This window comes from Thermococcus sp. (assembly GCF_015521605.1).
In the GTDB taxonomy this organism is placed as follows: Archaea; Methanobacteriota_B; Thermococci; order Thermococcales; family Thermococcaceae; genus Thermococcus.
This window is the reverse complement of sequence record NZ_WANV01000035.1, coordinates 13,318-27,267: the sequence shown is the minus strand read 5'-3', so window position 1 is coordinate 27,267 and position 13,950 is coordinate 13,318. Positions and strand designations below refer to the sequence as shown.

The 13,950-nt window shown below is 54.5% G+C and carries 8 protein-coding genes; 5 read left to right on the top strand and 3 right to left on the bottom strand.

The window, feature by feature from the left end; translation table 11 throughout:
- Nucleotides 1-42: 42 nt before the first annotated feature.
- Nucleotides 43-1,464, bottom strand: a complete 1,422-nt coding sequence (locus tag F7C11_RS08480) for a glycosyltransferase family 39 protein (RefSeq protein WP_297092765.1) — start codon at nt 1,462-1,464, stop codon at nt 43-45.
- Between the two features lie 59 nt (nt 1,465-1,523).
- On the bottom strand, nt 1,524-3,983 hold the full coding sequence (locus F7C11_RS08475; RefSeq protein WP_297092764.1) for a glycosyltransferase family 39 protein: 2,460 nt from the start codon (nt 3,981-3,983) through the stop codon (nt 1,524-1,526).
- Between the two features lie 55 nt (nt 3,984-4,038).
- Between F7C11_RS08475 and F7C11_RS08470 the strand changes: the two genes are divergently transcribed.
- The 5 genes from F7C11_RS08470 to cdr all read left to right on the top strand — a co-directional run bounded on the left by F7C11_RS08470 (nt 4,039) and on the right by cdr (nt 12,489).
- A complete protein-coding gene (locus F7C11_RS08470) occupies nt 4,039-5,088 on the top strand; it encodes a hypothetical protein (RefSeq protein WP_297092763.1) in 1,050 nt (349 codons plus the stop codon).
- A gap of 142 nt (nt 5,089-5,230) precedes the next feature.
- Complete coding sequence (locus tag F7C11_RS08465) at nt 5,231-9,517, top strand: S8 family serine peptidase (RefSeq protein ID WP_297092762.1); 4,287 nt, start codon at nt 5,231-5,233, stop codon at nt 9,515-9,517.
- A 73-nt stretch (nt 9,518-9,590) separates the two neighbouring features.
- Nucleotides 9,591-9,890 carry a DUF424 domain-containing protein gene (locus tag F7C11_RS08460; protein WP_297092761.1) on the top strand — a complete coding sequence of 100 codons (300 nt, stop codon included), beginning with the start codon at nt 9,591-9,593 and terminating at the stop codon, nt 9,888-9,890.
- Nucleotides 9,891-9,936: 46 nt separating this feature from the next.
- The gene (locus F7C11_RS08455) at nt 9,937-11,103 is read left to right on the top strand and encodes a 60S ribosomal export protein NMD3 (RefSeq protein WP_297092778.1); all 1,167 of its coding nucleotides are present in this window, start codon (nt 9,937-9,939) and stop codon (nt 11,101-11,103) included.
- Between the two features lie 57 nt (nt 11,104-11,160).
- Nucleotides 11,161-12,489: a CoA-disulfide reductase gene (gene cdr, locus F7C11_RS08450; RefSeq protein WP_297092777.1), complete on the top strand. Its 1,329-nt coding sequence runs from the start codon at nt 11,161-11,163 to the stop codon at nt 12,487-12,489.
- A gap of 7 nt (nt 12,490-12,496) precedes the next feature.
- Here the strand turns inward: cdr and F7C11_RS08445 are convergent, their stop codons facing one another.
- Complete coding sequence (locus F7C11_RS08445; protein ID WP_297092776.1) at nt 12,497-13,741, bottom strand: MFS transporter; 1,245 nt, start codon at nt 13,739-13,741, stop codon at nt 12,497-12,499.
- Nucleotides 13,742-13,950: the final 209 nt, after the last annotated feature.

The following is a 13,950-nucleotide window of genomic DNA, read 5'->3' as shown; positions in this document are numbered from 1 at the left end:
ATGAAAAAGAAGGCGAATGTGTTCATTTGGGTTGACGGGGGCTTAACTTCCCTTGCTTTTAGGGATTGAAGTGGAGCGAACGAAAACCTTGAAGCCCTCCTTGGGGAACTCCTTGGCGAGGGTGTACATGCCGCTCTCTTCGATGTTTAAGGGAGGGTCACCTTCCATTTTGATTATGAGGTCATACTTTCCGCTGGCGATTCTGTCCCGGACCTGTTGCCTGTCCATTATGACCTGGATTATTGCGTCAGGATAGTAAAGTCCCGCCATTGTGTACATCTTGGGCGAGACGAGGAGCCACTCCGCGGAGGGGTAGTTGGTTGAGGCGTACTCCATCACCCTGACATAGACCGCCCCCTGTTCGTCCCACTGTTCCTTGAGGCTCATGGCGTCCCTTCCAATTGGAATCAGAAACAGTATCAGAAGCAGAATAGATGCATACTTTCTGTGCTCGGCACTCGCCATAAGCCCGTGGAGAATTTCCGCCAAACTCCACAGGCCGTGGGCCGCCAGGAGGGCAACCACGGGAGAGAGGAACGTTATGAAGCGTTCTTCTTTGTGGGTCACGGTCATTATTCCCAGCAGTCCCAGAAAGAGCCAGCTTATGAGAAGCCACCCCTCATCGTTCTTTTTAAGGAATACAAAGCCGACTATTGCAAGGAACAGGAGGATGCCCAGGGTGTTGGCTATCATTCCGACGTAGTCAAATGCTGAAACGGGTGGTGCGTTGGTTACGTACTGGGTGGCCACGCTGAAGGGCTTAAACGCACCACCGTAATAAAGATGCCCCATGTACAGCCAGGGCAGGAGGACAAGGATGAAGAGGAGGAATCCAAGGGGATACTCCTTTTTCTTTGCCCAATCCCAGTGTTCGGTCAGGTACAGGTATGCTATCATGACTCCCAGTATCGAGAGTCCAGTATATCTGGTCAGCACTGCTATCCCCGCGATTATGAAAGAAAGATACAGCCTCGTGCTTTCGCCCCTCTTTCTCCCTGTGTACAGCAGGTATATGGCGAGGGTGTAGAAAAACGTGAATTCGCTGTGAACGAGCTCGCGGGTTCCCATCGCAAAGGCCAGGGGGTTGAAGATGTAAAACATAGCCGCGGCAAACGCCTTCAGTCTGTCTTTCCACAGCTCCACGGCGAAGACATACACAAGGCCTGCCGTCAGGGCGTAAAAGAACGCTGAGACGAGCCGCGCTGCCGTCAGGTGGGAGTTGGGTGGGAGGAACCTAAAGAGAAGCGAGAGCGTGTAGACGTAAACCGGCGGACGGTACATCATGTAGACTCCCTGGTACGTGTAGTTCGTTATGCCCTTTAGGAGATTCCTTGCGATATCTATGTAAAGTGCCCCATCGTAGGTGATGGTTCTGCTGGGGAGGAATGCCATGGCTAGAATCAGGGAAAAAAGCGCTATTGTTCCGCTTATGTACAGGTCCCTTCTCGGGAGTGTTGGCGTCACGTCACACCCTCCGTTTACTTCAGGGTGTGTTACTATTTAAACATTTCGAAATTGAAAAATTAGGAGAAGCTGAGCAGTGGATGGGCCTTCAGGAGTTCGTTGATCATGCCGATGGCCCTATCGCTGCCGTAGGCGTAGCCGAAGTAGCGGTACATGGTAAGCACTGCATCGAGCGGGTGTACTTCCTTGTTGGGATCGAACGTGTCTTCGATAAAATTGAGGGTTCTTTCCTCTGCGTCTTTAAGTCCCGCAACGTGATAGATGTATGCCATCTGGGCGTAGGTGGCTCTGGAATACGTGTACTCATACTTCTCTGCCTTTAGCTTCCCGCTTTCCTCCTGCTCCCCTGTCATCCATTCGGCTGCTTTCCTGACGGCGTTCAGCACCGTCTCGTTGCCCGTTAGCTGGTAGTACCTTGCCAGGCTTGAGGCAACTGCTATGGTGGTGCCGAGGTTGTTGTTCCAGCTTCCGTCTCCCTTCTGCTCATTCAGCAGCTGGGCGACGATGTTCCTCTCCGTTGTGGGGCTCAGGATTCCGAGTTCCTTGTAAACAGGGAGCATGAGGGCGTTTGTCACGAGACCTCCCTTTTCGTCCTTGGGAGTCGTCATGAAGTAGTCCTCACGCTCCCTGCTCTCCAGCAGCTTGAGCGACCTCTCCTTTCCGTCGAAGTTAACCCCCCTCAGGGGTTCGAGGGTGTAGGCGGTGTACAGGGTGAAGTCGTTGGGAGGGATGCCCCAGGGGAACGCCCCGTTGTCCATCTGCTTGTACGAAAGCCAGCGGAGGAGCCAGTCTGTGCGGGCGCTGAAGGCCTCATCTCTTGTCTTCTGGTAGAGGCGTGAGTACAGGTCAACCATCCAGGCATTGAGGTTGAAGTAAGCCTTGTACCTTGTGTCGAAATCGGCGTAGTTGTATCCTGTCCAGAACTTCTCCAGGAAATTGACGAGGGGTGAGTAGTTTCCGGTGTAGTTAAGGGGGAAGGGCTGTTCCATCTTCAGAGTCGGCTCGGGGATGAAGCGGTATATGACCGAACCGCCGTTGCAGAACTCAATCTTGAAATGGGTGTCGTAGGGGGCGTACTCCATAAGGCCATAGCGGATGAAGCCGTAGGAATACCTCTTTCTGTCCACGAAGATGTAGCTTACATTGTATTTCCTCATAAGATAATACGCCCACTCTCTCTGGTTTGAGCTGAACATGATGACGTGGTCCGTGTACGCCTGTCCCGCCTCCCTTACCGTTGGGGCCTCTCCAAAGAAGCCCTGGTACACTTTTTTCCATATGACGACGTCCTTTCTGTGGGTGTTTCCTATGAGGAGATACCCCATATCCCACCACACGAGTATAGTGGCGTTCTCAGGCGTGTTCTGGACTATCCACTCGTAGGCCTCCTTGTCGCTGACAGTTGGTGCCTCAACGTACTTGTAAGCCCCGTAGGCACCCTGGACGAGGGGGGTAACCAGGAGCAGCAGGATTACCAGTGAGGTTACCCAGCGCTTCCGTGAAATGCCCTTTATCCACTCGGCGCCCACACCTTTCACTCCTTCGAAGGCACTCCTGATGAAAGGGCCCACCGCCGGGAAGACAACGTCAATGAGGTACTCCGCGGCCATAACGGAGAGGGGTATTGTTGCGTAGGGGTCGCGGAAGCGGAAGGAGATTCCTCCAGCCAACATAAACGCCCAGGCCCAGAGGACGAAGCCACGTCGTATGCTGTCCTTTTTGAAATAGTACGGGCTTGCTATCGCCCCAAAGACGAGCTGGATAATGCCTATCCACTTGAAGTATCCCAGGAAGCTCACTTCGCTCCGCTGGAGTCTGAGGAAAAGCTCTCCAACGGTCGACTGGATGAAGGACACCTGCGTGTAGGCTATGAGAGCCAGAACGGCCAGGGCGACAAAATAGTGGAGGTTCTTCCTTATGAACGGCCACAGGTAAGAGGCAAACAGCAGAACCGCGGCCATGGCAAAGAATATCCATCCCCTGTGGGTCAGCATGTAGACCATCATCACCGCGGTCAAGACGAGCAGGCTGGAGAGCTTTCTCGATTTCATAAATCGTATCAGGAACAGCAGACTTATCGAGAACAGGAACAGGCCAAGATTTTCCGGGATGTAGAGGCTCGTTCTGTATATGAAGTTGGGGGCAAAGGCTAGGAGTGTCACGGCGAGAAGGGCACGGTTTTTGTCCTCCGTGAGCTCTTTAAACGCCAGGTAAAAGCCGAACACTGCTAAGGTGCCGTAGACTGCCGGGAGGACGAAGAACAGGTAATTTGAGGGGAATACCTTGTAAAAGGCCGCGCCGATTATGTGGAACAGCGGAGGATAGCTGTAAGCCCTCAGTCCGATCAGGGAGGGTATGTCCTTGGGGATTGAGCCTATGCCCTGGGTGACTATCCGCAGGGTTATATCCCTGTGAAGGTACTCGTCGTATGTCGCCAAAAGAAGCGTTCTGTGGGGAATGAGTCTGATGATGAAAGCAGAGATGAGAAGCAGGGGAAGGTAGAGGCTCTCTTTCTTCATTCCACGACACCCCTCAAATTTTTAAGCTCCTTTTTTAACATTAATTGGTGGTAAAGTGAGGGGGTTAAAAATCTTTAGCCTCGGCTTCTTTTCTTACCTGGCCCTTTCACTGTACGCCAACTACTTTAGCGAAAATCTGCGTAGCACGATATATTCGCGCGGATTGGAGCCCTCAATGCTCCTTCTGGGGACGGTTTACGCCCTCGCATTCTTTGCCGTCTTCGCTTTGGGCTACGCCTCCAACCTGAAACTCCCTTCATCACTGCTGGCTGCCTTCTTTCTGGTGCTCTCTCTCCATGATTTCCCAGTCTTTTCCATTTTGGCAGTTTTGGTTCTTATAGTGTATTGGCTGAAAGTCAACCCCTTCCGGCTCTTTCCCCAGAGCGCCCTGCTGGTTGCACTCTTGATACCTTTGGCTCTATACATCGCCTTGGGTGTCCCACTTTTTGAAAACTCCCTCAGGTATGAACTTGTCGGCCCTCTGGTTCTGGCGGCGGTCCTGGCTGTTATTGGAATGGCCTACTCCACGATCTCCCTCCGCTGGAAAACATTCCTGATGGCCATCTACGCCGTGCTTTTCTTCCTCGGCACGTTTCGTTCCCTGGTTCTCCTTGTGTATCTGGCTTATTTTTTGAGTGCCTACTTCGACTATCCCCGGCTCCGAAAATGGCTCGTTGGTCTCAGTGCAGCCCCAGTGCTTGTCATAGTATGGATGAGCGGAGGAATGGAGGGTGTTCTCGTCAGAATAGGCTTTACCTTCCTTGTTTTCCACAACCTCGTTCGCCTCTCCCTCCCCTGGGGCTTCTTCCATGGGGCGCTCCTCTTTAGTGACAACCCCCGACACATGGTCGCTTCACTTTTCGGTGCATCCACGAACTACACCTATTTCTTTTTTGGCCAACCGGTGGCTGATTTCGGGATTCTGGGGCTGATTGAGGCTTTTCTGCTTGGGATATCCCTTAGGACTAGTGAGGGACGCAGGGGAAGCTTTGTGGTGGTTTTGTCTTTGATGATGTACTCGATCGACCCGGGAGTGGACGCGTTCATAATGTTATTCATTGTGGCCACTTTGCTCTTCTCGGTTTCTGGGGAGGACATAACATAAAGCGCGGTCATCAATGCCCCGGAATAATCATTCAAGTTGTAACATGGCTGTTAGGGTGAGTTATACAACCCTGTGGTGCGAAACGTTTATATCGGTGCTCTATCCACAGTATAGGTGAGCATTACGACCTGGAGGTGTCAGGATGAATAGGAAGGCCTTGAGTCTTTTGATTGTGGCGGTACTTGTACTATCAGCGGCCTCAGTGGCGTTTTCAGCCACACCAGTCTTCGCCGCCCCGTCTAATCCCGTCAAGGTAGAAACCACAAACAATGCTCATTCCGGAGAGTTCATCAGCAGTGAGGTCCTCCAAAAGGAGATACAGAACATCCTCAAGACCAGCGACAAGACCGTACGTCTGATAGTCGCGCCGGATAGGGATCACGCGATGGAGGTCTATAATGCCCTCAAAAAGCTTGGAACAATCGATCCAATAAGCAAACCCGAGTACCAGTTCATAGTCGTCGAGATGCCCGTTTCTAAGGTGGAAGAGCTCCAGAACATTCCGGGCATCCTTCATGTGTGGAAGGACAGGACCGTCAAACTCCAGGAACCGGTGGCTCCCGAGGATGGAACTGCTCCCAGTGCCCCTGCGAAGGATTCCCTCTCCCTCCCGGACATGTTCATGAGCGTTTTCACGATAGATGCATACAACGTCTGGACTGACTACGGTGTCTACGGAGACAACGTTACCGTTGCCGTTCTGGACACCGGTGTGGATGTTGGACACCCGTTCCTCCAGACAACCCTCGATGGAAGGAAGAAGATCATTGACATCTATGACGAGAGCGACGAGGGCATGGCTCAGATTTACTACAACACCACCACTCCAGTGGGGGGAACGATTGCCGTTAACAAGAACGTCACGGTCTTCTGGGGAGTCTATGCTCCCTATTATGGTCACTCCACATACACCAACTACACGATGGGCACCTATTACGTCGGGAACATAACCGGCGACACCTACTACATTGGCCTCCTTCCCGAGAGGTACTTTGACCTCAACAACTTCAGCGCAACTCCCTATGACCCCTACGGCCTCGGTCTCTTCGGAGACCTCAGCGATGTCTATCCGGTTCTCATAGTTAACCAGAGCGGCAACTTCATAGCCTACATAGACTTCAACCTCGACAACAACTTCACCAACGACCAGCCTATGAGGATTTATGACATCAGCGGAGACTACGTCACCGTTAACACAACCAAGGTCAATGTCGCCTTCATAGAGTTCGAACCCAATGAGGGCTACGCCTACTTCATGTGGGACGCCCACGGACACGGCACCCACGTCAGCGGTACCGTCGCGGGTGTTGGTCTGCCCACCGACCCCGTGTTCTACGGTGTCTACGGCGTTGCCCCCAACGCCCAGCTCATCGAGGTCAAGGTTCTTCCGGGCGAGCTCGGCTTTGGAAGAACCAGCTGGATAATCAGCGGAATGATATACGCGACCTTTATGGGAGCCGACGTTATCAGCATGTCGCTCGGTGGCGGTGGCGAGATAAACGATGGACTTGAGACCCCGGAGATATTCTACGTCAATCTGCTCACTGACATTTACGGGGTTACGTTTGCCATTGCCGCCGGCAACGAGGGGCCGACGACCAACAGCGTCCATGCCCCCGGTGACAGCGACCTGGCCATAACGGTCGGCAACTACTGGGAGAGCGAGAGGTGGGAGCTCCTCTACGGTCTTCCTGGAGTCATGAACGGTCCGGCCATGAGCTCCAGCAGGGGGCCGAGGATGGATGGTCTCCTTGACCCGGACGTGATGGCTCCGGGAACCGCCATATTCTCAAGCCTCCCGATGTGGTACACCGTCCTCTACGGCAACCCCTACAGGTACTACGGGTTCTGGAGCGGTACCTCAATGGCCACCCCGCACGTCAGCGGTGCCGTCGCCCTCATGATAAGCTACGCCAAGCAGCACAACATCACCTACAACCCGATAATGATCAAGCGTGCCCTTGAACTCAGCGCCAAGCCCACGAACCAGACCCTTATAGACCAGGGATTCGGTCTCATACAGGTTGACAAGGCCATAGCCAAGCTTGAAGAGCTCAGCCAGGAGCCAACCACGTACATCTTCGCGGGCACCACCTTTACCAGCTTCAAGAACCCGATTGAGCAGCCCATCATCCCGATCTCACAGGCATACGTTGACTTCAACGGCTACTTCCAGTACATGTTCGGCTACCCCTACCTCTACAGGGGGGTATACATAAGGGACGAGTATCCGGGAAGTGTCCCGATATACTTCTCACCCATGACCTACGAGCCAGGATGGGGTCTCTGGTACGTCTTCGAGAACAAGACCTACAAGATAAGCACAAACGTTGATTGGATTATACCGAACACGACGGAGGTCACGATACACGGTGCCAATGCCATGTACATAAGTGACCTCATCGGGCAGTTCTCCATAAACATCGACTACTCCAAGCTCCAGAAGAGCGGTACATATGTGGGCCTGATTTACATCGACGACCCGGACACGAGCTACATCGATGGCTATGTTGCGGTTACCGTTGACATACCCGCAAACAAGAACGGCGAGACCAGCGCCAAGATTACCGACACCGGCAAGCCCGGTGAGGCCAAGCACTACTTCTTCGAGGTCCCGAGGGGAACCAAGGAGCTCCGTGTCACCCTCCGCGTCCCGACGGATGCCAACGGCACCCCGATGGGCAGGGTCAAGCTTGTCATCGCGAGGCCAATGGGCGGTGTTGTCTACGACGGAGTGCCCGGGTACTACTACGTCGGTCCCGGAGGGCCGCTTGAGTACACGTGGGTGGTCGACAACCCGGTTGAGGGCGTCTGGGAGATAACGGCGTATGTCAGTGTCAGTTCCTATGCCAGAACCGGTTACGAGGACGCCCACTACGAGATAGACATCAGCGCCGGCTCGGTGTCGATATCACCGGAGCTCATAAAGAAGGACGTTCCGTCCCCGGCCAACGTCAGCGTTGAGGCTAAAGTGAAGAACAACTACATGCCGTTCAATGCCAGTGTCATAGGCTACGGCCTTGGAAGGCTCGACGTAGCGTACGCCATGACCCGGAACGTTAGCCAGGACGCCTGGGATTTCATCGGCGTGTTTGGCGTCGATCCGACCACGTACTTCCTCAGGCTTGGAATCACCGAACCTGAGGACCCGACCGCTGACCTTGACCTGTACGTTATTTACTACGAGACCTACGACCAGCTCGTAAATGACCTCAGTGACGGCATCATCGACAACTACACTGAAGTGTACACCGACCAGATAGGGCCGACCAGCGATGAGGTCTTCGAGAAGTTCATGCCCGAGACAGGATACTACCTGGTACTGGTCTACGGATATGACACCGTCGGATACAACCCAATCCAATACACCTTCTACTACCAGATACTCGGCGACAACGGCGATGTGATGGTGGACAGCACTCCCTTCAGCTTCGATGTCGGTACCACCAGAACCATCCACGCCACGGCAGACGTCTCGACCACCGGAACCTACCTCGGCATACTCGGTCTCGTGAACGCCGATACAGGGGAGACGATGACCTACGCGCCGATGCTGTTCCAGGTGGGTCAGCCGGAGATGTACATAGCGGTCTACGCAGACACAACCCTTGGAAAGCAGTCGGTGCTCAAGATAAGGCTCCTCGACCTCGCGACGATGGAGAGGATAGATGCCCCGGCAAAGGTCGTCGTGAACGGCAGGGCGTACTACACGGACAACGGTGAAGTCGAGGTGTACTTCACCCCGCTCAACCTTGAGCAGACGTTCAACATAGAGGTCTTCAGCGACTACTACCAGGACGCCTCCAAGGAGGTGACGGTTAAGGTCAAGGAGCTTGCGGAGGACAAGGTGTACTCCGCCACCCAGGTGACGCCCTACGTCGCAGTTGGACTCGGTGCGGTCACGAACTACCACGATACGGGCACGAGCATAGACCTGACGGTCGAGGGTCCGACCGGAACTACTGGCTACGTCCTTGTGACACTGCCGCTCGATACCCAGTACGTCGACGTGAATGGCGACCACGTGGTCAGCTACTACGTCATCGACGGCAAGAACGCAAAGTACGTCGTGCTGAAGGTCAGGTACGCCTCACCGGTGACGCTGACGATTGAGTATAAGACATCCCGCTGGATCGTCAGCACCTGGAACTACGTCTGGTTCATGCTCTACTGGAGGTACGACCAGAAGTTCGACCCGCTCTACCAGAAGGCTGTCGATCTCGGTGTCGACAACGAGACCCTCCAGGAGGCCATGCAGTACAAGCAGCTCGCCGACCAGTACTACGCTGAGGCCGAGAAGTACCTGACTCCGGGCAGGGACAACCTCGCAATAGCGGCACTGCCGAACATCCGCAAGGCTTACCTAAACATCCTCAAGGCGTACACCATCCTTGAGGAGGCCGTCAATGAGATTGAGGCCCAGGGCTGATTCCCCTCTCTTTTCTTCTCCATTTACCCAACCCTTTTAAACCCCCAAGCGTTTCTCCCTCCGGTGTCGCTCCATGATATACGTCAAAGTGTACAGGGTTCAGGGGGAAGTTCTCCTCGCGGCCTGCGATGAGGAGCTCCTTGGGAAAACCTTCAGGGAAGGTGAACTGAAGCTTGAGGTCAAGGAGCGCTTTTACAAGGGCGAGCTGGTCGACGAGGAGGCCCTTGAGACCATGCTGGGTGAGGCTACCATCGCCAACCTTACTGGCGAGCGCTGCGTGGGAAAAGCGATAGAACTGGGCTACATTGATGAGACGAGGGTGCTCAGGATTCAGGGAGTTCCCCACGCCCAGATGGCAAAGCTCTTCCTCTGAGATTAGGTTTTTAAACCCCCTCCCTCACTCCCCTTCGGTGAGAGGGATGAGTGAGAGGTTCTGTTACAGATGTGGGATAAGCGAGAGTGAGGGGGGTCCTCTCATAGCGGGTCTCTGCCAGGTCTGCTTCAGAAAGGAAAATCCCGTTCTGCTGATTGAGGGGGAGGTAAACACGGAGCTGTGTCAGAACTGTGGCAGCTATAAGAAAAGGGGCGTCTGGGTCGATCCCCAGACCTATGAGCTTGAGGAGCTGATATTCGAAGTCGCTGAAAACGCGCTCCTTGAAGTGATAGGGGATTCCCTGGATGAAAGGGTGAGGGAATTTGAGATAGTCTCCCCGGAAGAGCTTGACGAGGTCGAGGAACTTCCCGTTGGAAAGGCTTTGATAGCCTTCCAGCCCGTTGACTGGCACATTGAATACTTCCCGGCGATAATAACGTATGAGATACGTGTTAAGGCAAGGATACACGAGCTCCAGCACGAGCTTCATGACGAGGTTAAACACACCACCGTTTACGTCCGCCAGACAGTCTGTCCGCGCTGTTCCAGGTTCCTTGGAGGTTATTTTGAGGCAATACTCCAGGTTCGCGCCGAAGGCAGGCCGCTGACAGAAGAGGAAAGGAAGGTTATAGGAAAGCTCGTCGAGGAGAAAGTGGACGAAATAATGCGCAAGGACAGAATGGGGTTCATCCAGGATACCATAGAAAAGGAGGAGGGACTTGATTTCTATATGGGCTCGACATCCAGCGCCAGGAAGCTTGCCCAGGCGATAAAGGAGCGTTTTGGGGGAACGATAAGTGAGGCCTACGAGCTCGTCGGCCTCGACAGGCAGACCAGTAGGGAGGTCTACCGCACCAGCGTGAGCATCAGGATTCCAAAGTTTCAGAAGGGGGACATAGTGGCGGATAGGCGCGGTAACGTCTATGAAGTCGAACGCGTGGATGGAAAGGGCCTCTCCCTGAAGAACCTCTCCACCCGGGAAAGCGAGCACCGAGACTGGAAGACCGTGAAGCGGGAGGGCATAGATACTGTGGAGACCGAGAGGAGTGAGGCAATGGTCACTAGCATAACCCCGGCGGAGGTCCAGCTCATGGATATGAAAACTTACGAGACGTACGAGCTTGAGAGGCCTAATATGGAGCTCAGGGAGGGTGAGGTATACCGCATGGTGGAGGTTAGGGGCAGAAAGTACTTCCTGGACAGAAAGGAATGACCCGTTTCTGTCCCGCCAAGGTTTTTAACCCAAAGTTTTGAACCTTTTTTGGTGATGATCATGAAGAAGACGGTTGTTGTCATAGGCGGTGGAGCGGCCGGAATGAGTGCTGCATCTCGAATCAAGCGCCTGAGGCCTGAATGGGACGTAAAGGTCTTCGAGGCAACAGAATGGGTCAGCCATGCTCCCTGCGGCGTGCCCTATGTGGTTGAGGGAGTTTCACCAAAGGAGAAGCTCATGCACTATCCTCCTGAGGTCTTCATCAAGAAGCGCGGCATAGACCTCCACATGAAGGCGGAGGTCATAGAGGTCGAACAGGGAAGCGTCAGAGTCCGTGAGGGGGAGGAAGAGCGGACCTACGGGTGGGACTACCTCGTCTTCGCCAACGGTGCTTCGCCGCAGGTTCCAGCGCTTGAGGGCTGCGAGCTTGAGGGCGTCTTTACTGCAGACCTTCCCCCAGATGCCGTTGCCATAACGGAGTACATGGAGAAGCACGATGTTAAGAACGTCGTTGTCATAGGCACCGGCTACATCGCCCTTGAAATGGCAGAGGCCTTCGTCGCTAGGGGCAAGAACGTTACACTCATCGGGAGGAGCGAGAGGGTTCTGAGGAAGACCTTCGACAGGGAGATTACCGATATCGTCGAGGCAAAGCTGAGGGAAAACCTCAACCTCCGCCTCCAGGAGCTTACACTGCGCTTTGAGGGCGACGGGCGGGTCGAGAAGGTCATCACCGATGCCGGCGAGTACAGCGCCGACATGGTTATCGTGGCGACGGGCATAAAGCCGAACACAGAACTCGCCAGGGAACTGGGCGTGAGGATAGGTGAGACCGGCGCGATATGGACGAACGAGAGGATGGAGACGAGCGTTGAAAACGTCTATGCCGCCGGAGACGTCGCTGAGACGAGGCACCTCATCACCGGCAGGCGTGTCTGGATTCCCCTTGCACCAGCCGGCAACAAGATGGGCTACGTCGCCGGAAGCAACATAGCCGGGAGGGAGATTCACTTCCCGGGAGTGCTCGGAACGAGCATAACCAAGTTCCTTGACCTGGAGATTGGAAAGACTGGTCTGACTGAGGCCGAGGCTGTTAAGGAAGGCTACGACGTCAGAACAGCGTTCATAAAGGCAAGGACAAAGCCCCACTACTACCCCGGCGGGAGGGAGATATGGCTGAAGGGCGTCGTCGACAACGAGACGAACAGGCTCCTCGGTGTTCAGGCGGTTGGAGCCGAGATCCTGCCCAGAATAGACAGCGCCGCCGCCATGTTGACGGCAGGCTTCACGACGAGAGACGTTTTCTTCACTGACCTTGCCTATGCACCGCCTTTCGCTCCGGTCTGGGATCCGCTCATAGTTCTTGCCAGGGTTCTGAAGTTCTGACCTCTTTTTATTTTCTCAGCAGGACTATGCTTCCACCGAGCAGGGCAAGTCCAAGTCCAAGCGTCGCCCCAAATCCGGCCGATGATATGAGCGCACCGCTTATGGCGCTCCCGGTTATGTAGCCTGCGGAACTGACAACGTTGTACGTCCCCATGGCGCTTCCCTTCTCCTTTTCTCCTGCCCTTTCGCCCACTATGGCCGTTGATGAGACGCTGATGAACGTCCAGGAATAGCCCGCGAGGGCGTATGAAGCGAAGGCCAGGGGCAGCAGCGCCGGTGAAATGAAAATGCCGCCCATTATAGCAATAAACGCCCCCGTACGGAGGATGAGGCCCCTCCTCAGGGTGTCCTCCTTGTTTCTCCCCATGCCCGCGCCCACACGGGTGTAGTTGAGGGCCGCTATTGCAGAGTTGGCGATCAGGGCAAGGTAAATTATCTCACGGGGATAGCCCCTGTCCGAGAGGAGCACCGGCATCTGGGGGAAATAGAGACCCGCCGCTATCCAGAACAGCAGGAATGCCAGATAGAACTTTCTCAGACCCTCTGGGAGGCTGAAGTTCGTGTGGAGTATAAAGGACGGCATGTACCTGGCTTTTTCGACGACGTAGTTTCCAAACGCCCTGATGGATTTTCTGTTGATGTAGATGGGTACCTCCCTTATCATGCGCTCTCCCATGACGATGGATGGGAGTCCCACCAGTGCGAAGGTCAGGAACAGCTGGGGTATCGTGAGGAACCTTGACAGGCCGAAACCGAGAACCAGGCCGAGCACCCAGCCCCACCCGCTTATCTCGTTGAACTTCCCTATGCCGTAGTCCCAGCTGTGCTTTCTGACGCTCCTTAAAACCAGGGCTATCGGCACGGAAAGCGTCGATGCAAGGAAGAACGCGTAGGCGGTGTTTATGGCGATTAGCTGGGCGGGTGTTTTGACGAATGCCATGAGCGTCAGGAAAACCGGCACGCTCGCGAAGCCGAGCAGTATGAAGGGCTTTCTCCTGAGGGTTCTGTCACTCAACCTGCCCCAGAATAGGGCACCGAGCATTGAGGCCAAGCTCGCAAGTGCAAAGGTCAGACCTACTGTCGAGGCGCTTCCCCCGAGTTCAAGAAGGTACAGGCTGACCAGGGCGGAGCTTCCACCCGTGGCTACCTTGAATGGCACGAAGGAATAAAACCACCTTGGCATCTTCGGGATGTAGCGGTAGCGGTTGGCTATTGAGGCGTTTCTCACCGCGACGGCTACCCTCTGACTCATTTTTCTCACCTTGAGGCCTCGGGGAGGGAGGTTTGGTTTAAAAAGGTTCCCGATTCAAAAGCGGCCTTGATGTATTCATGTGTTCACCAGCCTGTTTCTCGTCGGGGGGTTGATGATAGAAAGCCTTAATTATCCAGGAGGGGAGTTTACTGGGGGGAGCCATGTGCGAGTACACCTATGAGAACGGGCAGAAATGCAGGCTGAAGCCG